16 protein-coding genes are annotated in these 21,625 nt (G+C 63.0%); 8 read left to right on the top strand and 8 right to left on the bottom strand.

Translation table 11 applies throughout. The features are described from left to right. Positions 1-6 precede the first annotated feature (6 nt). Positions 7-2,091: a TonB-dependent receptor domain-containing protein gene (locus tag H9529_RS01745; RefSeq protein WP_092885947.1), complete on the top strand. Its 2,085-nt coding sequence runs from the start codon at positions 7-9 to the stop codon at positions 2,089-2,091. 504 nt (positions 2,092-2,595) lie between these two features. Here H9529_RS01745 and H9529_RS01750 read toward each other — a convergent pair. Together H9529_RS01750 and H9529_RS01755 are read right to left on the bottom strand one after the other, a co-directional pair. After that, positions 2,596-3,375, bottom strand: a complete 780-nt coding sequence (locus H9529_RS01750; RefSeq protein WP_092885949.1) for a Bax inhibitor-1/YccA family protein — start codon at positions 3,373-3,375, stop codon at positions 2,596-2,598. Positions 3,376-3,545: 170 nt separating this feature from the next. Continuing rightward, positions 3,546-4,517 carry an NADPH:quinone oxidoreductase family protein gene (locus H9529_RS01755; RefSeq protein ID WP_092885951.1) on the bottom strand — a complete coding sequence of 324 codons (972 nt, stop codon included), beginning with the start codon at positions 4,515-4,517 and terminating at the stop codon, positions 3,546-3,548. A 394-nt stretch (positions 4,518-4,911) separates the two neighbouring features. Here H9529_RS01755 and H9529_RS01760 point away from each other — a divergent pair, with 394 nt between their 5' ends. Then, positions 4,912-5,271, top strand: a complete 360-nt coding sequence (locus H9529_RS01760; RefSeq protein WP_092885953.1) for a helix-turn-helix domain-containing protein — start codon at positions 4,912-4,914, stop codon at positions 5,269-5,271. A gap of 217 nt (positions 5,272-5,488) precedes the next feature. After that, positions 5,489-6,310 carry an inositol monophosphatase family protein gene (locus H9529_RS01765; RefSeq protein WP_397544893.1) on the top strand — a complete coding sequence of 274 codons (822 nt, stop codon included), beginning with the start codon at positions 5,489-5,491 and terminating at the stop codon, positions 6,308-6,310. 175 nt (positions 6,311-6,485) lie between these two features. On the opposite strand, the gene gatB is transcribed toward H9529_RS01765, so the two are convergent. After that, complete coding sequence (gene gatB, locus H9529_RS01770) at positions 6,486-7,997, bottom strand: Asp-tRNA(Asn)/Glu-tRNA(Gln) amidotransferase subunit GatB (RefSeq protein ID WP_092885957.1); 1,512 nt, start codon at positions 7,995-7,997, stop codon at positions 6,486-6,488. 279 nt (positions 7,998-8,276) lie between these two features. Here gatB and H9529_RS01775 point away from each other — a divergent pair, with 279 nt between their 5' ends. Beyond that, positions 8,277-8,927, top strand: coding sequence for a transglycosylase SLT domain-containing protein (locus H9529_RS01775; protein ID WP_176846884.1), 651 nt, complete (start codon positions 8,277-8,279; stop codon positions 8,925-8,927). Positions 8,928-9,043: 116 nt separating this feature from the next. Here H9529_RS01775 and pepN read toward each other — a convergent pair whose 3' ends face one another. Then, positions 9,044-11,686, bottom strand: coding sequence for an aminopeptidase N (pepN, locus tag H9529_RS01780; protein WP_092885961.1), 2,643 nt, complete (start codon positions 11,684-11,686; stop codon positions 9,044-9,046). 182 nt (positions 11,687-11,868) lie between these two features. Here pepN and H9529_RS01785 point away from each other — a divergent pair, with 182 nt between their 5' ends. Beyond that, positions 11,869-13,419 (top strand): FAD-binding domain-containing protein, encoded by a 1,551-nt coding sequence (locus H9529_RS01785; protein WP_092885963.1) that lies wholly within the window; start codon positions 11,869-11,871, stop codon positions 13,417-13,419. Positions 13,420-13,778: 359 nt separating this feature from the next. Here H9529_RS01785 and phaZ read toward each other — a convergent pair whose 3' ends face one another. Beyond that, a complete protein-coding gene (gene phaZ, locus H9529_RS01790; RefSeq protein ID WP_092885965.1) occupies positions 13,779-15,116 on the bottom strand; it encodes a polyhydroxyalkanoate depolymerase in 1,338 nt (445 codons plus the stop codon). Between the two features lie 107 nt (positions 15,117-15,223). Between phaZ and H9529_RS01795 the strand changes: the two genes are divergently transcribed. The 3 genes from H9529_RS01795 (at position 15,224) to phaR (ending at position 18,523) form a co-directional block, all read left to right on the top strand. Further along, a complete protein-coding gene (locus H9529_RS01795; RefSeq protein ID WP_092885967.1) occupies positions 15,224-17,032 on the top strand; it encodes a PHA/PHB synthase family protein in 1,809 nt (602 codons plus the stop codon). A gap of 128 nt (positions 17,033-17,160) precedes the next feature. After that, positions 17,161-17,619, top strand: a complete 459-nt coding sequence (locus tag H9529_RS01800; RefSeq protein ID WP_223814264.1) for a phasin family protein — start codon at positions 17,161-17,163, stop codon at positions 17,617-17,619. Positions 17,620-17,908: 289 nt separating this feature from the next. Beyond that, positions 17,909-18,523 (top strand): polyhydroxyalkanoate synthesis repressor PhaR, encoded by a 615-nt coding sequence (gene phaR, locus H9529_RS01805; RefSeq protein WP_092885969.1) that lies wholly within the window; start codon positions 17,909-17,911, stop codon positions 18,521-18,523. A gap of 100 nt (positions 18,524-18,623) precedes the next feature. Here phaR and cobF read toward each other — a convergent pair whose 3' ends face one another. From cobF to H9529_RS01820, 3 genes are read right to left on the bottom strand one after another with little or no spacing between them, the layout of a single operon-like run. Next, on the bottom strand, positions 18,624-19,370 hold the full coding sequence (gene cobF, locus H9529_RS01810; protein ID WP_223814265.1) for a precorrin-6A synthase (deacetylating): 747 nt from the start codon (positions 19,368-19,370) through the stop codon (positions 18,624-18,626). Between the two features lie 39 nt (positions 19,371-19,409). Beyond that, entirely contained in the window at positions 19,410-20,129 is a 720-nt protein-coding gene (cobA, locus tag H9529_RS01815; protein ID WP_092885971.1) for a uroporphyrinogen-III C-methyltransferase, read from the bottom strand. After that, positions 20,126-21,517 carry a cobyrinate a,c-diamide synthase gene (locus H9529_RS01820; RefSeq protein ID WP_092885973.1) on the bottom strand — a complete coding sequence of 464 codons (1,392 nt, stop codon included), beginning with the start codon at positions 21,515-21,517 and terminating at the stop codon, positions 20,126-20,128. The genes cobA and H9529_RS01820 overlap by 4 nt, the downstream gene beginning before the upstream one ends. Between the last annotated feature and the right edge of the window lie 108 nt (positions 21,518-21,625).

Below are 21,625 nucleotides of genomic sequence, written 5' to 3' on the forward strand. Positions count from 1 at the left end.
ATACTGATGGATACGACCCAAAGGCGCCGCGCGCGCCTGCTTGCGACGATTGCCGTTCCGGCGCTGCTGCTGGGCATGCAGCCCGTGCTGGCGCAGGATTTCGGCACGACCGACACCGCTGCAACCGGCTCTTTCCTCGGGCGATTGGTGCTGGGCTTTGGCAGGGCACGCGTGGCAATCGACACACCGCAGGCGGTCAGCACCCTGGAACAAGAAGACATCGACCGCGAACAGGCATCGAAGCCGGGCGATCTGTTCCGCACCATTCCGGGCGTCACGGCCTTTGGCGGCGACCGCATGACCGGGCAGTCTTTCAACATCCGCGGCGTCGGTTCGGCCGAAGCATCGGACCAGAACCGCGTGATTGTTTCGGTCGACGGGGTGCAGAAATTCTCGCAGCAATATCGTTTGGGGCAGTTTTTCGGTGAGCCCGAACTCTACCGCCGGGTCGAAGTGCTGCGCGGCCCGGCGTCCTCAGCGCTCTATGGCTCGGGCGCGTTGGGTGGCGTCGTGGCGTTCGAGACGAAGGACGCGGGCGACTTCCTGACCGATGGCGCGGATACCGCGCTGCGCCTGAAGGGCGGGGCCAACAGCAACGGATTGGGCGGCTTCGGCTCGGTCATCATGGCGCAGCGGTTCGGCGAACAGGTCGAGGTTCTGGCCGCGCTGAGCCACCGGATCGAAGGTGACTACACCGCCGGCAACGGCACCGAGATCGAAGGGTCGGGCATGTCCGCGACCTCGGGCCTGCTGAAGGGCACTTACCGCTTTGGCGCGAATAACGAACAACGCCTCAGCTTCTCGCTGTCGCGTTGGTACAGCGACGAGGCGCGGGCGAACTATGCTGCCGACATCGGCGCCGCGGTCTTTGGGCTGGTGGACCGCAAGGTGCAGGACGATACCGCGCAGATCGTCTGGGAAAACCCGGCCAGCGGCAACCCGCTGCTGGATACGCGGGTGCAACTGACCTTCTCGGATACCGAAGTAGAACAGGCAAACGCCACCGCGCCGATTCCCAGCAATCTGTTCGCCGACGGGTTCTACCAGTACCGCACGCTGGGCCTGCGCGCCCAAAACCGCTTTACCTTCGAAGGTGAGCAGTGGCAGAACTACCTGACGGTGGGTGTCGAAGCCTCGCGGCAGGAACGGTCGCACCGCACGGATATGGGTATTCGTGGCAGCCACCCCGAAGGCACGGACCGGCGCGTTGGCGTGTTCTTGCAGAATGAATTCATCTGGGATGACCGCTTTACCGCCGTGTTGGGCCTGCGGTCGGACGAGGTGGATCTGAATCCGTCATCCGAGGTGACATCCCTGACCGGAGCCACAGCACAGTCGCGCAGGGTCAACGCGGCATCGCTGTCGCTGCACTATCGCTTCAACGAGACCTGGGCAGTCTTCGGCTCGCTTGCGCAGACCGAACGTGCGCCGTCGTTGGACGAACTTTTCAACGAGGGCTTCCAGGGCGGCCTGATTTCGCCCAACCTGCGGCCTGAGCGGGCGCGCACCGTAGAGGCGGGCTTCTCCTACAGCGGGCGCGACCTGTTCACGTCAGGCGACACGCTGGAATTCAAGGTGACGGCCTTCGACAACCGGATCAACGACCGGATCGAACGCTCGCTGGCTGGGGGCGCCCCGTCCTACATCAACGTCTCGCGCGCGCGCATCCATGGTATCGAGGTCGAGGGCGGCTACGATTCCGACAGGGTGTTTGGGAACTTTGCCGTGTCGCGCATCAAGGGCACCAACACGACCACGGGTGCGCGCCTGAACTCTACCCCGCAAGATGAACTGGTGCTGGAACTGGGCGGGCGCGCCCTGGATCAGACGCTGGAATTCGGCTGGCGCGGGACCTTCGTGCGCGCGGCGCAACGGGCCAGTGGAGATGCCTTCCCGGGCTATGGGCTGAACGATCTCTACGCAACCTGGCGCCCGGATGCGGGGGCATTTGCCGGGCTGGAGATCCAACTGGCGGTGAACAATGTGTTCGACAAGAACTATCGCAACATCCTTGGCGGCGACTTGGCCAACAACGAACTGCGGCGCGGGCGCGATGTGCGGCTGACCGTTGGGCGCAGTTTTACCTGGTAGGGACCGATTTAAGTCGGCAGCCGGTACCGGCAAGAAGAGGCAGGCAAGTGGTGAAACAGCGCGGGGCATACCCGCGCTGTTTTTCGTCGATTGCAAGACCACGACCTATCGGCAGACCTGCGGTGCCGATCCGACTTTGGTGAACGGGCGGTGCGGGGCAGGGGCGCATTCTGGGCACCAAAGCCGTGACCACCATCGGTGCGGTATCTGCCCTACGGCATCGCGCTGCAACACCTGTGGCCCGTGTTGCATCGCGTGGGGCGCACCATCCCCTTGTCCTGTGCCCGTGCGGCCTGATGCGAAAATCTGTTGCGTGGGCAGTCCCGGCGCGGTCTGGTCAGCCGCGCTGTGGTGGGCGAGGCGCGGGAGATCGCAGTCGAGCATTCGCGCTGCTTCATCAGCCGTCCCAACCAGAGAATCGGCAGGGTGAGGCGTATCAAAAAAGGCCGGGGTTTCCCCCGGCCTTTGCATTTTTCACAGCTGTTGCCTCAGATCATGGCGCGCTTATTCGCGGTTGCCCATGAATTGCAGCAAGAACATGAACATGTTGATGAAGTCGAGGTACAGCCGCAGCGCGCCCATCGTGGCGGATTTATCCAGCCATTCTTGATCACCATGTGCGGCATGCTCCACATATTCGTTCTTGATCGACTGCGTGTCATATGCGGTCAGACCTGCGAAGATCAGCACACCCAGCGCCGACACGGCGAACATGATTGCAGGCGATTGCAGGAAGATGTTCAGCACCATGGCAACCAGCAGGCCAATCACACCCATCATCAGGAAGGTGCCCCAGCCGGACAGATCCTTCTTTGTCGTGTAGCCGTACAGGCTGAGCGCCGCAAACGCGACCGAGGTTGCCACGAAGGTCTGCGTGATGGACATCGCGGTGAACGTCAGGAAAATCCAGCTGATCGACAGACCCATCAGGACCGAGAACGCGTAGAAATATGTCTGGCCTGCGGCGACCGACAGCTTGTTGGCCACCATCCCAAAGCCAAACACCATGACCAGCGGCGCAAACATGATCACCCAGCGCAGCGGGGTGGTGTAAAGCAACACGCCGAGGTCGGTCAGATAGCGGCCTTCGCCGATTTGCGCGGCAGCGCCCGCAGGGTCGGACGTCATTGCCAGGCCGGAAATTGCCCAAGCTGCCAGCGCGGTCAGCACCATGCCGACCGACATCAGACCGTAAACTTTGTTCATATGGGCCCGTAGACCCGCATCGATCCGCGAAGCGCCCGTACCGGCTACGCTGCCGCGCATCGTTTGATACTGTGCCATTCATTGCCTCCATGCTATTTCATCAGTTCGGGCCGGGTGACCCGCCTGTTACCCATAATATCGGTGCAATGCGAACAGTTTTCAAGTTAATCCGGTCTGCCATACGTTTCAAATCCGATTTATCGGACGCGATGCCACAGGCGGCGCTTTCGATCTTTCTTCGGGCGCCCTTACAGCGCGGGGTCCGGCGCAATCACTACCTTGCCGGTCGAAGCGCGGCTTCGCAGTATCTCCAAGCCCTGTGCGGTCTCCTCCAGCGGCAAAATGTGACTTACATGCGGCCGAAGATCGCCCGCGCTGTACCAGGTGATGAGTTCCGACAGGCTGGCGTGCAGCGCGGCGGGCCTGAATGACAGATAGCCGCCCCAGTAAAAGCCGATCACCGATATGTTCTTGACCAGCAAGATATTGGCCGGGAATTGCGGCACGGCGCCACCCGCGAACCCGATGGCGAGGAAGCGCCCCTCTGGCCGTAGGGCGCGCAGGGCGGCGCTGGCCATCGGGTCGCCTACGGAGTCGTAAATGACATCGACACCGCCCAGATCCTTGCAGGCTGCCTTTATATCGCAGCCGTCACTGTCCAATGCAATCTCTGCCCCGGCTGCCGTTGCCGCCGCCAGCTTCTGCGGCCCGCGCGCTACGGCGATCACGCGCGCGCCCAGTTTGGCGCCGATCTCCACCGCCGTCAGCCCGACACCGCCCGCAGCCCCCAGCACCAGCAACGTCTCGCCCGGTTGCAAGGCCGCGCGGTGGCAAAGCGCCATATGAGAGGTCCCATAGGCCACCTGGAACGCGGCGGCGTGCGACATTGGCATGGCGTCGGGGATCGGCAGGCATTGATCAGCGCGGAACACGCCATATTCCGCCAGTCCGCCCCGACCGGCATAGACGGCAACCCGTGTGCCAACGGCGGGCGCTGTAACGGTGGGGCCGCACGCCTCGACCACCCCGGCAAGTTCCAGACCCAGCGTGACGGGCAGGGCGGGGCGCTCCTGATACTGGCCCTTGATCATCAGGAGGTCGGCAAAGTTCAGTCCGCAGGCCCCGATCTTCACCCGCACCTCGCCCGGACCGGGGGCGGGCAGCGCAAGGCCTGACAAAAGCTGCGGAGTGTGCAGGGCGGTCAGCTGATACGCGCGCATGGCGAGCTCCGTCATTGGGGCGAGATTGCGAAATCTTGCCTTGGAACCGGGCCGCCGCGCAAGTGATCTGCTGCGGCGTCCCGCGCGACGTCGCGGCAAATCGGCCTCGGCTCTCGTTTCGCAACACGTTTTGCATTTCGCAAAGAATACTTCTGTAGGTTGCGCAAATTATCGTCTCAAAACGCAAAACCCCACATAGGCGAGTGTGGGCTGTGCGCGGCTTGCGGCGGATGTCTGATGCCGCGCGCCGGGGCTGTCTGGCGTATTTCTAAAAAAAGTCATATAAATCAGAGATTTTTTAAGAAAATTCACATAAAGTATGTGTTGTTCGGTGAGTTGGCACGAAAATTGCTTCCACTACTTATGAGTGTAAGTTGTCGAGGGGCTGAATTGAATGAAACACGCAGTAGATGTGCATGTAGGGAAACGCATCCGCCATCGCCGGTGGATGCTGGGCATGACACAGCAACAGTTGGCGGATGCAGTGGGTATCAAGTTCCAGCAGATACAGAAGTATGAGACCGGGATGAACCGTGTCTCGGCGTCGCGTCTGTGGGACATCGCGAACACGCTGTCGGTCTCGGTCGCATTCTTCTTTGACGAAATGCTGGATGCGGATGCGGTCGATGGTGCGCCGGATATGGATGTTTTGTCCAGCAAGGAAGCGATGGAACTAGTGCGCGCCTACAGCGCGATCCCTGAAGAGCAGCGCCGCCGCCTGTTCGACCTTGCGCGGGTGCTCAGCGCAGCGTGAATGGGTTCGTGTGGCCTGGGCCGCGTGATCTTGGCTGTTTGCATCCGGTTGCAATCTGAGGTGGACGAATGGGCGCGGTGGGAATCGCACCTTGGCCGTGGCCCGTTGGTGGCTCTTGATCAGTGCTGTCATCGTGCAGTCTATGGCCCTTGGACGCGTCAGTTGTTATAGCTTCGGTGCCGCCAGGAAGACGCGGCGTTTGCCATCCGGGGAAATGATGCTGAACAGGAATAATCTGGACGCCGCGACCACGGGACAAGTGATCGCGCTGGCGATGGACATGGCGGATGCCGCGCGTCCTGCAAGCCTTGGCTACTTCCGCCGCGCCGATCTTGTGGCCGATAACAAGGCCAGCCTTGGTGCTTTCGATCCCGTGACCGCCGCCGACCGCGCGGTTGAAGATGCACTGCGGGCCATTATCGCCGATTGCCGCCCGCAGGACGGGATCCTTGGTGAGGAACGCGCGGGCGTCGACAGCCAATCGGGTCTGACCTGGGTGCTGGACCCGATTGATGGTACCCGCGCTTTCCTGAGCGGTGCGCCGACATGGGGGGTTCTGATTGGCCTCGCCGATGCGCAAGGCCCGTTTCTGGGCGTGATCGACCAGCCGTTTATCGGTGAGCGTTTTGTGGGCGGGTTGGGCCAATGTTGGACTGCCGGCCCGTCTGGCCGTCACCCACTGGCGACCCGGCCCGGGCGTGACCTGTCGCAGGCGATCCTCTTTTCAACCTTTCCCGAGGTCGGCACTGCGGCCGAGCGTGCTGCCTTCCAACGTGTCGCGGACGCGTGTCAACTGACCCGTTACGGTATGGATTGTTACGCCTATGCGCTGCTGGCCGCTGGGCAGATTGACCTGGTGGTCGAGGCAGGGCTGCATCCCTACGACATTGCGGCCCCGCTGGCGGTGATCGAGGCGGCGGGCGGCATCGTGACCAACTGGCAGGGCGGCCCGGTGACAATGGCAGACGGCGGCCAACAGGTTCTGGCGGCGGCGAATGCCGAAGTTCATGCGCAGGCGCTGGCCCTTTTGCGCGGTTGAGGCTGCCAACTAGGGCGACCCGGAACCGTTCCGATGCCAATACCGCCACGACCGCAGGGCGCGAAAGCCCTGAACGCCCTAACATCGCGCGTTCCGACAACACAAGCAGTGGCCAGTGCGCAGGGACAAAACCATCGCGCAATGTCATCGGGTCGCCCTGAAACAATGCGCCCGGCTAAAGTCCCAGCTTGGAGGTCACCAGCGAATTCACCGCTGCGGGGTTGGCCTTGCCGCCGGTTGCCTTCATCACCTGACCGACGAACCAGCCCGCCAGTTTCGGGTTCTGGCGGGCCTTTTCGACCTGCGCGGGGTTGGCGGCGATGATTTCATCTACTGCCGCTTCGATAGCCCCCGTGTCAGTGACCTGTTTCATGGCGCGGACCTCGACGATTTCTGCCGGGTCGCCGCCTTCTGTCCACAGAATTTCAAACAGATCCTTTGCGATCTTGCCCGAGATCGTCTGATCGGCCAGCAGGTCCAGCAGTCCCCCCAGTTGCGCGGCGCTGACCGGGCTGTCGGTGATGGACAAGCCTTCCTTGTTCAACCGTCCGAACAGTTCGTTGATGACCCAGTTCGCCGCCGCCTTGCCGTCGCGCCCCTGTGCCACGGCCTCGAAGAACCCGGCGTGATCCAATTCGGCGGTCAGGACGCTGGCATCATAATCCGTCAGGCCGAAATCGGCCATGAAGCGGGCCTTTTTGGTGTCGGGCAGTTCGGGCAGGCTCGCGGCAATGTCATCCACCCATGCCTGTTCGATTTCCAGCGGCAGCAGATCAGGGCATGGGAAGTAACGGTAATCATGCGCTTCTTCCTTCGATCGCATGGACCGAGTCTCGCCTTTGTCGGCATCATAAAGCCGGGTTTCCTGACCTACCTTTCCGCCGTCTTCCAGAATGGAGATCTGGCGTTTCGCTTCATAATCAATAGCTTGCGTCATGAAGCGCATGGAGTTCATGTTCTTGATCTCACACCGCGTGCCCAGATGGCTGAAATCTTGCGTGGCCTGGTATTTCTCATACTGGCCGGGGCGGCAGACCGATACGTTCACATCTGCCCGCAGGTTGCCATTTTGCATATTGCCGTCACATGTGCCCAGATAGCGCAGGATCTGGCGCAGTTTGGTGACATAAGCCGCCGCTTCCTCTGGCCCGCGAATATCGGGGCGCGAGACGATTTCCATCAGCGCCACGCCGGTGCGGTTGAGGTCCACGAATGACATGTTCGGATCCATGTCGTGGATCGACTTGCCCGCATCTTGTTCGATGTGGATACGTTCTACCCGGACCAGCCGGGCGACGCCCGCGCCCATATCTACCAGCACCTCGCCTTCGCCCACCAGCGGGTGGTAGAGCTGGCTGATCTGATAGCCCTGCGGCAGGTCAGGGTAGAAATAGTTCTTGCGGTCAAATGCGGACCACAGGTTGATCGCGGCTTTCAATCCCAGGCCGGTGCGCACGGCCTGTTCAATGCAGAACTCGTTTATCACCGGCAGCATGCCCGGCATTGCGGCATCCACAAAGGCCACATTGGCGTTGGGTTCCGCGCCGAATTGTGTCGACGCGCCAGAGAACAGTTTGGCCCGGGTCGCAATCTGAGCGTGGATTTCCATGCCGATCACGATTTCCCAATCCCCAGTCGCGCCTGAAAAAACCTTGGGTTTCGGGGTTTCAAAGCTGAGGTCAAGCATTTGGGTCCGTTCCTTATCGCCGCGCCGCGCGTCTGTCTGAAACACGGTTTAAGGCAGCGCGACGGGCGCGACAAGGGGGCGTTGGGCCGCGGGCGTCCCTACTGCCGCAGTGTCTTTCGGCGGGGATTTGCCGATGCGGGTCCGCCACAGTAGCGCGAGGCGGCATTTTCCGGCATGTGCGGCGATACCGCCATGGAAGCGCGGTGTTGCCTTGGATGGGTGCGTATGTCGGGACGGTTGGCTGGTTGGACGGTTTTCGGGTGCAGCGGTGCTGCGCGTTTGGGTGCAGGATCTGCCCCGATTGGCGGTTTGGGCGGTGCGTTGCGCAGGCGGTGCGGCGCGCTGACGGCGGTGGCGGGGCTCGCCTTGCTGGTGGCCTGCGCGCCCACAACCCGTGCGCCTGCCGCGGATTCCGCGTCAGAGATCTCCACTACCCGCTGGGATCACCGCCCCGAGGCCAGTCTTTGGACCCTTGCGGCCTATCGCGCGATGGACAACGGTGGTGCGGCACTGGTCGAGTCCTTGCCGCGCGACATCGACGCCTTTTGCCCCGGTTATGACGCAGCCGATGCCGACGGGCGCAAGGCGTTCTGGACCGGACTGTTTTCTGGTCTTGCACAGTTTGAAAGCGGCTGGCGGCCTGAGGCTGCGGGAGGGGGCGGGCGCTACCGTGGGTTGTTGCAAATCTCGCCTGCCACCGCGCGCTACCACGGCTGCGACCTGTCGGCCCCCGGCGGACTTTATGATGGTGCGACGAACCTCGCCTGCGCCAGCCGCATCGCCGCCAGTGCCGTTGCGCGCGACGGTGTTGTGGTGGGCGGACCGGGCAATTGGGGGGGCGTGGCCGCCGATTGGCCGCCGATGCGCGACACCGCCAAACGCGCACGGATTGCCGAATTCACCCGTGAGCTGCCTGCCTGTCAGGGGTAAGGAGGCGTCAGGTCGGGCGCATGCGTCCCGGTTGGCAAGTTAACATCAGCCGCGCGTCTTTCCACCCACATCCGGGCACGCCCCACGTCGCGGCGCGTGCCCGGATGTAAAGCGGATCATCCCCGCATACGCGAGACCATTTCAGTCATGTCGCGGCTCAGCCCGGGATGTGCCAGCATGCGTTCAAGCGCAGCGGTCATCGCAGCACGGCGCGCGGGGTCATAACGCCGCCATGTCTCGAACGCGGAAGACATGCGTGCGGCGGTCTGCGGATTCGCCGCATCGAGCTGGATCAGCCAGTCGGCCAGCAGCGCATAGCCCGCGCCCGACGCCTGGTGGAACCCCGCCGCATTGCCCGACAGCGCCCCGAAGACCGCGCGGAACCGGTTGGGGTTCTTCCAGTTGAAATCAGCATGCTGCGACAAGTCGGTGGCGACGGCAACCGCACGGTCGGGCGCGGCACAGGCCACCTGTGCGGCGAACCATTTGTCGATCACCAATCGCTCAGCCTGCCAACGGGTGTAAAAACGCTGGGTTTCCTCCACACCCAATCCGACCGTCAGAAGGGCCGTCCATGCGCCCATCGCCTCGGTCATATTGTCGGCCGATGTGAACAGCGCCCGCGCCCGCGCGCCATCGTCCAGCCGGGTCAGATGCGCCAGCGCCCCCAACCGAAGCGCCCGTTTCCCGGCAGGCACCGCGCCGGGATCATAGGCGCCCGGCGTTGACATGCCGTCATAGACCTGAGCCAGATCATCGTGCAGCACGGTGGCGATGGCCCGCCTCAGCCCCTGTGTCGCGCGATGGATCGCATCGGGGTCCGGGGTGTGCCCCGCTGTGAACAGCCCCTGCGCCATGTCATCTTGCGACGGTAGGCCAAGGGTCAGCGCCCGGAACGCAGGGTCCAGCGTGGCGTCGCGCAGCATCTTGCCCAACGCGTCGATATACCCCGCATCTGGCCCTGCACCGTTCAGGATCATCCGTTCCAGCCCGGCGCGGGCAAGGTCGCGCCCGGCTTCCCACCGCGTCACGGGGTCAGTGTCATGTGCCAGCAGCAACGCGCGCTCGGCATCCGTGGTGTCGCGCGACAGGATCACCGGGGCCGAGAAGTCGCGCAAGATCGAGGGCACGGGCCGTGCGGGCAGGTTGCCGAAGCGGAACACCTGTTCCGGCCCGGTCAGTTCCAGCACGACCGTGGGCAGCAGGTCCGTTCCGTCGGGCCCGATAAGCCCCAAGGCGACGGGGATGACCAGTGGCTCTTTAAGCGGCTGGCCCGGCGTGGCGGGGGTGTCCTGGCGCAGGGTCAGCGTATATGTGCCGCCCATTCCGGCAGGCGCCTCGGCATTGCTGGTGGTGGTGTCGGTAATTGTCACGCCGCCGGGCGCGGCAGCATCCGCGCCCGGCACCCAGTCTTCGGTGACGCTGATATGCGGCGTACCCGCCTGTCCGTACCAGCGCTTGAACTGCGACAGGTCTCGCCCGGTGGCGTCGGAAAACACCGACAGCCAGTCGTCGATCGTGCAGGCCTGTCCGTCGTGGCGGCTGAAATAGAGGTCCAACGCCGCCGCGTATGCATCGGGACCGACCAGCAGGCGCAGCATGCGGATCACCTCGGCGCCCTTTTCATAGATCGTGGCGGTATAGAAATTGTTGATTTCCGCATAGGCTTCGGGCCGGACGGCATGGGCCAGCGGTCCTGCATCTTCACGGAACTGGCGCGCGCGCAGCGACAGCACGTCGCCGATGCGTTTGACCGCGTGGGACCGCATGTCGCCCATGAACTGCTGATCGCGGAAGACGGTTAACCCCTCCTTCAGCGACAGTTGGAACCAGTCACGGCAGGTGATGCGGTTGCCGGTCCAGTTATGAAAATACTCATGCGCAATGATGCGTTCGATACTGGCATAATCGGCATCGGTCGCGGTGGCCGGGCTGGCCAGCACGCAGCGCGAATTGAAGATGTTCAGTCCCTTGTTCTCCATCGCGCCCATGTTGAAGTCATCCACGGCGACGATGTTGAAAACATCCAGATCGTAGGCGCGGCCATAGACCGCTTCATCCCAAAGCATGGAGCGTTTCAGCGCATCCATCGCATAGGCGGTCTTGTCGCTGTCCCCCGCGCGTACCCAGATTCCCAGATCGACGTGCCGCCCCTCCATTGTGCTGAACGTGTCGCGCGTGGGTTGCAGGTCGCCTGCGACCAGCGCGAAGAGGTAGGACGGTTTGGGGTGCGGGTCCTCCCATTCCGCCCACCCGGGACCCGAGGCGACCGGGTTGCCGTTCGACAGCATCACAGGCAGGTCGGATGTGACACGCACCTTGAACGGTGCCATGACATCGGGACGGTCAGGATAGAAGGTGATCTTGCGGAAACCCTCGGCCTCGCATTGCGTGGAATACATGCCGTTCGACATGTAAAGCCCATCCAGCGTGGTATTGGCCTGCGGATTGATTTCCACCTCGGCCTCCCAGACGAAGGGGGTATCGGGCAGCAGATGCGAGGGGATGCTGAGGCCCAGGTCGTCAGGTTCCGCATTGATGTCGACGCCGTCGACCTGCGCTGCAATCAGCGTCAGTTCCTCGCCGTCTAGCCGCAGCGGGTGGCCTGGCCCGGTCGCGGGGTTGCGGCGAAACCGGATGGTGCTGCGCACCCGTGTCGCGGTCGGGTGCAGCGCGACCTCAAGCGTGACGTGATCCACCAGATAGGGCGGCGGCGTATAATCGCGCAGATAGACGGTCTGGGGGGCGGCTTCTCTCATGGGAACTCCTGCGGGTGGCTAGAGCGTAGTGTAGGCCGCGCATTCAGGGGCTTCAACCGCCGACCCGACTGCGATAGGGTGAGAACAATTACGGAACATCCGACCCGTCCGGGCCGAGTCGGTGCAGCGTTCGCCGGGTCTGGCCCGGTGTTGTGACCCGGGGAAAAAAGGCTGAGGGCGGTATGAGTGATCTGAGCATCCTGTGGTTCAAGCGCGACCTGCGAGTGGCCGATCACCCTGCGCTGGCCCATGCGTCGGCGTTGGGACCGGTGCTGCCGCTGTATATCGTGGAGCCTGAATACTGGGCGCTGCCCGACACCTCGGCCCGGCAATGGGCGTTCGTGGCCGAATGTTTGGCGGAGCTGCGGCGCGATCTGGCGGCGTTGGGGCAACCGCTGATCGTGCGGGTGGGTGATGCCGTGACCGTGCTGGACCGGCTGCGCCAGTCCCAAGGCGCGGCGCGGCTGATCAGCCATGAAGAAACCGGCAACCTGTGGACTTATGCGCGCGATCGGCGCGTGGCGGCATGGGCGCGCGGGGCAGGGATCGCATGGAACGAACTGCCGCAATCGGGCGTGGTGCGGCGGCTGCGTGGGCGCGATGGTTGGGCGGGGCAGCGCGATGCCTTCATGCACGCGGCGATGGAGATCACGCCGCCCGCGCTGCCGCCGCTGTCGGTGGCGCCCGGGCCCATCCCTAACGCCCGGTCGATGGGGCTGGCGACAGATCGATGCCCGCACCGTCAGATTGGTGGGCGGGGGCAGGGGGTGGCGCTGCTGGGATCCTTCCTGACCAGCCGGGGCGAGGGGTATCGTGCCGCGATGTCCGGCCCGGTGTCGGGCGAGCGTGCGTGTTCGCGCCTGTCGCCGTTCCTCGCCCTCGGAGCACTGTCGGTCCGTGAGGTGACGCAGGCCACTGCCGTGCGGCAGACGGAACTGCGCGGGCAGCGTGACTGGGCGGCCTCGATGCGGTCGTTTCACTCGCGGCTGGCCTGGCGCGATCATTTCATGCAAAAGCTGGAGGATCAGCCCAGCATCGAAACCCGCTGCCTGCACCGCGCCCATGAGGGCTTGCGCCCGCAGCCTGGCGATGCGGACCTGCTGCATGCCTGGCAGACAGGTGCGACGGGGATGCCCTTCGTCGATGCCTGCATGCGCTACCTCACCGCCACCGGCTGGCTGAACTTCCGTATGCGCGCGATGCTGATGAGCGTTGCCAGCTATCACCTGTGGCTGGACTGGCGCGCGACCGCGCCGCATATGGCGCGTATGTTCACCGATTATGAACCCGGCATCCATTGGAGCCAATGCCAGATGCAATCCGGCACCACCGGCATCAACACGATCCGCATCTATAATCCGGTGAAACAGGGCATGGATCAGGACCCTGCGGGCGCGTTCATTCGGGCTTGGGTGCCCGAACTGGCCGGTGTTCCCGATGGTTTCGTACATATGCCTTGGAAATGGCCGGGTTCGCAGGCGGTGCTGGGCCGCACCTATCCCGAGCCTGTGGTCGATGTGGTGCAGGCGGGACGCGCCGCGCGCGACCGGGTCTGGGCGCTGCGCAAGGATGCGGGCTTCGGTGAGGAGGCCGAGCAGATCGCGCAGCGACACGCCAGCCGCAAACCTGCGCATGGCCACGGTGCAAGACCTGGCGCGGCGGGTGGGCGCGGTGGGGCCAAGCCGCTGCGCCGCGCGGCGGCGAACCCCGCTCAATTGCGGCTGGACCTCTAGGGCACGTGGTTGGGTCGTCGCAGGTGGGTGTCTTTCTCGCCAACATGCCTGGTCGGTAGATTGACGCGGCGGTGCTGGCCTCGGTCGTTCTGGCTGAAACGATCCGGGTGCTGCGTGGTCCGCGCGATCAGAGGAAAACCACCGCGTGTCCTGATCCGCACAGGTCCAGGCATCGCTACGGGTACTGACGCGTAAAATTTGCCGCGCGCCAAGGGGCCAGAACACTTGTCCCGCATCCTGTCGAATCAGCGCGCTATGCCTGAAAGCCAACAAAAAGCCCGCGCTGAACCTTGGTTCGGCGCGGGCTATCGTTCAGTTTGTGCCTGCGGTCGCACCCGTCAAGCAATGTGTCGCCGCGATCAGACGGTGCCGGTGTTTGACGTAGCCAGCTTGGGCGTATTCGCAGCCGTCGGGGTCTTTGCCGGGGTCTTGGACTTTGCGGGGGCACTCGTCGCCGCGTCTACCTCGCCGCTGTTGGCATCCATGAACTCCAGCACCAGAGGGCGGATGTTGTCGCGCCAACTTTTGCCTGCAAAGATCCCGTAGTGCCCTGCACCGGGTTCCAGATGGTTGTCCTTCAGGTTGTCCGGCAGGCCGGTGCAGAGGTCCAGCGCTGCGATGCATTGGCCCGGCGCGCTGATGTCGTCATTCGCGCCTTCAACCGTCTTGATCGCCACGCGGGTGATCTTGCCGAAATCGACCTTATGCCCGTCGACCACAAATTCGTTTTTCGCTATTTCGCGGTTCTTGAAGATGCGTTCCACGGTGCTCAGGTAAAATTCCGCTGTCATGTCCATCACCGCCAGGTATTCATCGTAGAAACGGTTATGGCGGTCACGTTCCGACCCGGAGCCCTTCGCCTCGGCGCTGATCTTGTCAGTGAAGGCGGTGGCGTGCCGGTCGAGGTTCATCGAGATGAAGGACGCCAACTGCAATAGCCCCGGATAGACCTGCCTGCCCACACCCTCGTATTTGAACCCCACGCGCTGGATAGCCGATTGCTCCAACTGCCCCATGGTGACGCGCCGGCCAAAGTCCGTCACTTCGGTCGCGGCGGCATCGGGATCGACCGGGCCGCCGATCAGTGTCAGGGTGCGCGGCTGTGCATCAGGCTCGATATCGGCCAGGTAGGCGGTCGCGGCCAGCGCCAACGGCACGGGCTGGCAAACGGCGACCACATGTGTGTCGGGTCCCATGTGGCGCATGAAATCCGCCAGATAGAGCGTGTAATCCTCGATATCGAACTTCCCCGCTGACACGGGAATGTCACGCGCATTGTGCCAATCCGTTACCCAGACCTCGCTGTCGGGCAGCAAGCTGGCTATGGTAGAGCGCAGAAGCGTCGCATAATGCCCCGACATTGGCGCGCACACCAGAATGCGGCGCGCTTTCTGCGGACGGCTGGCAACGCGGAAGCGCACCAGATCACCGAAGGGTCGCGCCACCTCGACTACGGGTTCGACCAGATGGTCGCGCCCGTCATCGGCGACGACGGTGCGGATGCCCCAGTCAGGTTTCGTCACCATGCGTGCAAAGCTGCGTTCCGTGACCCGGCCCCATGCCGCCATCATCTTGAACATGGGATGCGGCACCATGCCGAAGACCGGCGCTGACCCGAAGGCGCGGGCCGAGGCCCCCAACCATTCGTTGGTGTTGCGCATGGTTTCCATGAAATCGTAGGTCGCCATATTCTTCATCGCTGCTCCTATCCGGGGGTTGCCCGTGGTCTGTCTCAAATGGCCGCTTCCCCCCGAACCGGCGCAACGTTATGCTGCAGAGGCGAAGATAGGGGGGAAAAACGTCTATGACAACTTCTGAATATGAAAATGACCAGAATGCGGCACGGCTGACAGAAAACCTGAAAAAAATTGAAGAACTATCTCAACGTCTTGTGAACACTCTGGCAACGCGGGAGGCGCCGCGCAAAGATCTGCAAGCGCCCGATGACAGCTTGTTTCTGAAAGCGACGACCGCCTACATGGCCGAGGTTGCGCAGAATCCGTCAAAAATCGTTGAACATCAGATCAGTTATTGGGGCAAGACCCTGAAACACTATGTCGCCGCCCAAGAAGCGCTTCGCACCGGCAAGTTGATCCCGCCCGCCGATGACACGCCCGATGACAAGCGTTTTTCGAATCCACTGTGGAAAACCCATCCATATTTCAACTACATCAAGCAGCAATACCTTATCTCGGCTGCCGCGATAGAGGAGACGGTGAAGAACCTCGACAACCTTGATGCGCGCGACCGGCGGCGGGTGGAATACTTCAGCCAGCAGATCGTCGACATGTTCGCGCCGACCAACTTCCTGGCCACCAACCCCGATGCGCTGTCGCGGGCGGTGGAAACCGATGGTGACAGTCTGGTGCAGGGGCTGGAGAACCTCGTGCGTGATGTCGAGGCCAACCGTGGCGATCTGCTGGTCTCGCTCGCCGACAAGGAGGCATTTCGCCTTGGCCAGAACATCGCAACGACCGAGGGCTCGGTCGTCTTTCGCAACCGCATGTTCGAGCTGATCCAGTACAGCCCAAAAACCGAAACCGTGCACAAGACCCCGCTGGTGATCTTCCCGCCTTGGATCAACAAGTTCTACGTTCTCGACATGAAGCCCAAAAGCAGCCTTATAAAATGGATTGTCGAACAGGGCTACACGCTGTTCGTTGTATCATGGATAAACCCTGACGCGAGTTACCGCGATGTCGGCATGGATACCTACATCGAGGAAGGCTATCTTGAGGCCATCCGCGTCGTGAAGGAAATTACCGCCGAGCCGCAGGTTAACGCCATCGGCTATTGCATCGCGGGCACGACCTTGTCCCTGACGCTGGCGCTGTTGAATAAACGCAAGGACAAATCCGTCCGCTCAGCTACGTTCTTCACCACGCTCACCGATTTCTCGGATCAGGGCGAGATCGGCGTGTTCCTCGACGATGATTTCGTCGACGGGATCGAAGCCGAGGTGACCGAGAAGGGCTATCTGCACCATTTCTTCATGTCGCGTACTTTCTCGTTCCTGCGCTCGAACGATCTGATCTACGGCCCGGGCATCAAGCGCTACATGATGGGTGAGGCGCCGCCCGCCTTTGACCTGCTCTATTGGAACGGTGACGGCACCAATCTTCCCGCGCGCATGGCGGTCGAATATCTTCGCGGCCTGTGCCAGAACGACCGCTTCGCTGCCGAAACCTTCCCGGTGCTGGGAGAGGACGTGAACATCAAGGACGTGCGGGTGCCGGTCTGTGCCATCGCGTGCGAGCGGGATCACATCGCCGCATGGCGCTCCAGCTTCCGGGGGATCTCAAAGATGGGCAGCCGCGACAAGACCTTCGTTCTGTCGGAGTCAGGCCATATCGCAGGGATCGTCAACCCGCCCGAAAAGATGAAATACGGCCACTACCTTAACGATGGCCCGTTGGACACGCCTGAAGCCTGGAAAGAAGGGGCTACGCGGCAGGACGGGTCGTGGTGGCCTTTCTGGGAGGCTTGGCTGAAACGCCGCTCCGGTGCGCAAGTGGCGGCCCGGGTTCCGGGTGATTCGGGCTATGCCGTACTGGCCCCGGCGCCCGGCACCTATGTGCTGCCACATGAAAAAGACGCACAATCAGAGGGTTAATCCTGGCGTCAGAAATTCTTTTGCTGCGGTGCAGAAAAAACTTGAAATGCTGCACCGCAGCATGCATATTCTTTGCATACGCAAGACACCGGACCAATCCGGAAATGCGCAACGCAGGAGAATAGACCATGGCAAATGCTGACATGAACAAGATGATGAAAGATATGATGGGGTCGTTCCCTGTCGATACCAAAGCAATGCAGGAAGCGTTCAAGACGCAAGCCGCATTGGCCGAAAAATTCAGCAAAGTCGTGCTGGAAGCTGCTGAGAAATCGACCGAAGTGTCCACCAAATGGACCAAGACGACGCTTGCCAAAGTGGGCGACATCTCGACCGTCAAGGAAGATCCGGCCGATTACACCAAAGCGATGACCGATTTCGCATCGTCCTCAGCTGAATCTTCGGCCGAGCACATGGCTGCTTTCGCTGAAATCGCCAAGCGCGTTCAGATGGAAACCGTTGAACTGATGCTGGCTGCTGGCAAGGACATGTCGGAAGACGCATCCGCCGCTGTGAAAAAAGCCACGACCGACGCGACCGCTGCCGTTAAGAAAGCAACGACCGCTGCGTCTTCGGCTTCCAAATAAGGCTGTCTGGCCCGCTGCTGCAACGCACGGGTCCATGACGGTCAGATCTGCGGGGCGTTTCGCGACCTTCCCCCCTCTTGGTGGAACGCTCCCATGATCGGGCGGGCTTGAAAAAGCCCGCCCTTTTTCATGTGCGCCTGTGGGTGCCGTCGGCACCGCGCGACGGGCGCCAGCAAGGCTGCGGTGAAGATTCCGCGGCCCGCTGTCGCTTTTTGCGAAAAACCGGTTTCCCCGCCCGAAGCTCTGCACTAGGCTGCCATTACAAAGGTTTGACCGGGGAGATGCGCCGTTGACGGACACTCAGAAACCACTGCTGATCAAGCGATATGCCAGTCGGCGGCTTTATAACACCGAGACCAGCGATTATGTCACGCTTGAGGATATTGCGGGCTTTATCCGTGCCGGGCGCGAGGTCAAGATCGTCGATCTGAAATCAGGTGACGACCTGACGCGCCAGTATCTGTTGCAGATCGTGGCCGAGCATGAAAGCCGCGGCGAAAGCGTCCTGCCGCTGGGCGTGCTGACTGATCTGGTGCGCAGCTATTCCACGCAGGCGCAAAGCGTCGTACCGCAATTTCTGGCCATGTCCTTCGAGATGCTCCGCGACGGTCAGTCCAAGATCGTTGACAACATGACCACGCTGCCCAACCCCATGGCCGCGATGCCGGGCTTTGAGGCGATGCAGCAGCAGCAAAAGCTGTTCATGAAAACCATGATGTCCGGCTGGCCAGTGATGCCCGGCGATCACACGGACACATCCGATCAGACGCCGGGTCAGGCATCACCTCAGGGTGCGGGGGCTGGGGCCGCGAAAACCGACAAGTCCGGGCCGGGCGATGATCTGAGTGACATAAAACGCCAACTGAGTGAGTTGGAAGCCAAGTTGGCGCAGTTGAAGAAATAGAACTTGGTGCGCGGGGCTGGTGGGCAAGAACGCGCGCAGTACGGTGTTGCAGTAAAAGGCGTAAGGTAATTTGCGCGGGCTTCTCGGCCCAAACGCAGGGTCAGGGGCGTTTGCGCATCAGATAGGTGTCCATGATCCAGCCGTGACGCGCGCGGGCATTTGCGCGCAGGTCCACGATGGTCTGTGTCACATCGGACAGGGTGCCGTGGTGCAAGAGCTGGTCCGGGCTGCCCAGATAGGCGCCCCACCAGATATCCAACCTCGGCTCGGTCAGGTGCTGAAACCCGGCTTCCCCATCCAGCAAGACCACCACCGTCTCTACCCCCTCGGGCCAGCCCTGCGCGCGCAGCCGTCGGCCCGTGGTGATATGCACCGGTCCGTTTACCGTGTTCAGCGCGATTGCGTGCGCTGCGGTCAGCGCCTGAATGGCGGTGATCCCCGGCACCGCGCGCAGACGTGGGACCGGGTCCAGCCGCCGCGCGATCCGCAGCGTGCTGTCGTAAAGCGAAGGGTCGCCCCAGACCAGTAACGCCACCGGCCCATCTGCTTCGGCCCGCACCATTGCGCTTTGCCAACGCCGCGCGATCTCATCATGCCAGTCCGACACCCGTGCATCATATGGCAGCGCGGGGTCGCGCGTGGGGTAGTCGAACGGGATGATCTGCGCTGCTGTTCCGCTCGCTGCGATGATCTGGTATCGCAGATCGGCCAAATCGTCCTTGCCTGCGCCCTTGTGCGGCACCAAGATAACCTGCGCCGCGCGCAGCGCCGCCACCCCTTCCAGGGTGATATGCGACAGGCTGCCGGTGCCGATTCCAATCAGCCAGAGGTCTTCGATCACGCGCATTCCGTCCCCCGCCTTTAGCTCGGATGTATCGGCATCTGCCTACGCCTCGGCCAGTGCGCCGTAAAGGATCAGCGCGGGCTGGTCGCTGGTGGCCCCGCCCAGATACTGGGCAAGGGTGTCGATCGTGAAACGCCGGATCTGCTGATGCGGTGTGCTGATGGCCTCGGCCAGCAGGGCGGGCGTTTCGCCGGGCAGGCCGTGTGCGCGTAGCCGGTCCACCAGGGCGGGAAAGGTACGTTTGCCCATGAAGACCACAGTGCAGGCCGTGGGATCGGCCAGCGCATCAAGGTTCATGTCGCCGGGCAATTGCCCTGTGACGTCGTGGCCGGTTACAAACTGCACCCGCCGCGCCGTCAGCCGCCGTGTCAGCGGGATGCCTGCGGCGGCGGCGGCGGCGCAGGCCGAGGGCACGCCGGGGACGATCTCATAGGGGATGCCTGCGTCGCGCAGCGCGATCAGTTCTTCCTCCAACCGTCCGAACATGCCGCCGTCGCCCGATTTCAGCCGCACCACTCGCTGGTCCAGCTGCGCGTAATCCACCAGCAGGCGGCTGACATGGTGCTGCTTTGGCGACGGACGCCCCGCGCGCTTGCCCACCGCAACCAGATCGGCGCCCGCGCGGGCATGGCTCAGGATCGGCCCGGCTGACAGGTCGTCAAACAGCACCGCATCGGCGCGGCGCAGCCGGTCAACCGCCTTCAGCGTCAGAAGTTCCGGGTCGCCGGGGCCGGAGCCCACGAAGCTGACAAATCCGCTCATGCGTCACCTCCCTCGCTGGCGATCAGGTGAAAGAAGGTGCCACTGACATGGCCCCGATGTGACCCGGTTTCGGGCACGGACGTGCCATCTGCATCGGTCACATCGGCAAGGGGTGGGTCTGGTTGCTCCAGGATGGTCGAGTAATGGAATTCATGCCCGCGCAGGGCTGCGCCCGTGGCATGACCCGGCAGGGCGCTGCGCAGGACTGCGCGGCGATAACCCAGGTGGAATTTGCGCTGCGCGTAGCTGGTGACAAGACCCAGAAGGCCCGCCATCTCATGCGCCACGCCTGCCTTGTCGATCAGCGCCGCGCCAAGGGCCATGTAGCCGCCGCATTCGCCATGCACCGGCCGGGTCTGCGCATGAAGCCGCAGCGCGGCGCGGAAGGTGGCAGCTGCGGCAAGGCGGCCTGCGTGCAATTCCGGATAGCCGCCGGGCAGCCAGACCATATCGGCGGTGGCGTCGGGCGCCTCATCCGCCAACGGTGAGAATGGGATAATCTCTGCTCCTGCTGCGCGCCAGCCGGTCAGTACATGCGGATATGTGAAGGAAAACGCGGCATCTTGCGCCAAGGCAATGCGCTGCGCGGGCGGCCGGGGCAGCGCGGGGGCAGCGCTTGCGGGGGCAGAGGTTCGCCGCACCGCAGGTGAAGCGGTAGTCCCATTGTCCAGCCCGCCCGCAGGTGCATCGCCTGCCACCGCTGCTGCCGCAGCCCGGATTGCGGCCAGATCGACATGCTCGCGCAAGAAGGTTGCGTAGCCATCGATTGCGGCGTCGAGGTCGGGATGCTCGACCGCCTGGATCAGCCCCAGATGGCGTTCGGGCAGCGTCAGGTCGCCGCGCCGGGGCAGGGCGCCAAGCACGCTGAGCCCGGCGCGCTCCATGCCCAGCCGGGTGAGTCTTTCATGGCGGGGCGAGGCGACGCGGTTCAGGATGACGCCCGCGATGGTCAGGTCCGGCATATAGGTCTTGAATCCCAGCGCGGTCGCCGCCGCCGATTGCGCCTGCCCGCTGACGTCGATGACAAGGATTACCGGCCAGCCCATGGCCTTCGCGGTCTCGGCGCTGCTACCAAACCCGCAGCGGCCCCGGGTCGCCACACCGTCAAACAGCCCCATCGACCCCTCGGCCACGCAGATATCGGCGCCTTGCGCCTGTGCTGAGATGGCACTCAACAGGTCCGCCCCCATCGCCCAGGTGTCAATGTTGAACGAAGGGCGTCCGCAGGCTGCAAGGTGAAACGCCGGGTCGATATAGTCGGGTCCAGATTTGAACGGCTGCACCCGCAGCCCGTCCTCCGATAACGCGCGCAACAGGCCCAGCATCACAGTCGTTTTTCCGGTACCCGAGGCAGGGGCCGAGATCATCAGGCCGGGTATTCTATTCATCGGGGCGGTCACTTTCTGGTCGGGTATCGCTGTGGAATGCCTTGGTGTTGGCTTGTGGGCCGGGGTCGGTGGTGGTGCCAGGCGCGGGGGGCACCTTGCGCGAAGCCC

This window comes from Roseicitreum antarcticum (assembly GCF_014681765.1).
GTDB classification, from domain to species: domain Bacteria; phylum Pseudomonadota; class Alphaproteobacteria; order Rhodobacterales; family Rhodobacteraceae; genus Roseicitreum; species Roseicitreum antarcticum.

Coding starts and splice junctions, on each gene's coding strand:
- H9529_RS01745 (WP_092885947.1), top strand. CDS start 7: ATGGATACGACCCAAAGGCGCCGCGCGCGCCTGCTTGCGACGATTGCC.
- H9529_RS01750 (WP_092885949.1), bottom strand. CDS start 3,375: ATGGCACAGTATCAAACGATGCGCGGCAGCGTAGCCGGTACGGGCGCT.
- H9529_RS01755 (WP_092885951.1), bottom strand. CDS start 4,517: ATGCGCGCGTATCAGCTGACCGCCCTGCACACTCCGCAGCTTTTGTCA.
- H9529_RS01760 (WP_092885953.1), top strand. CDS start 4,912: ATGAAACACGCAGTAGATGTGCATGTAGGGAAACGCATCCGCCATCGC.
- H9529_RS01765 (WP_397544893.1), top strand. CDS start 5,489: ATGCTGAACAGGAATAATCTGGACGCCGCGACCACGGGACAAGTGATC.
- gatB (WP_092885957.1), bottom strand. CDS start 7,997: ATGCTTGACCTCAGCTTTGAAACCCCGAAACCCAAGGTTTTTTCAGGC.
- pepN (WP_092885961.1), bottom strand. CDS start 11,686: ATGAGAGAAGCCGCCCCCCAGACCGTCTATCTGCGCGATTATACGCCG.
- H9529_RS01785 (WP_092885963.1), top strand. CDS start 11,869: ATGAGTGATCTGAGCATCCTGTGGTTCAAGCGCGACCTGCGAGTGGCC.
- phaZ (WP_092885965.1), bottom strand. CDS start 15,116: ATGAAGAATATGGCGACCTACGATTTCATGGAAACCATGCGCAACACC.
- H9529_RS01795 (WP_092885967.1), top strand. CDS start 15,224: ATGACAACTTCTGAATATGAAAATGACCAGAATGCGGCACGGCTGACA.
- H9529_RS01800 (WP_223814264.1), top strand. CDS start 17,161: ATGGCAAATGCTGACATGAACAAGATGATGAAAGATATGATGGGGTCG.
- cobF (WP_223814265.1), bottom strand. CDS start 19,370: ATGCGCGTGATCGAAGACCTCTGGCTGATTGGAATCGGCACCGGCAGC.
- cobA (WP_092885971.1), bottom strand. CDS start 20,129: ATGAGCGGATTTGTCAGCTTCGTGGGCTCCGGCCCCGGCGACCCGGAA.
- H9529_RS01820 (WP_092885973.1), bottom strand. CDS start 21,517: ATGAATAGAATACCCGGCCTGATGATCTCGGCCCCTGCCTCGGGTACC.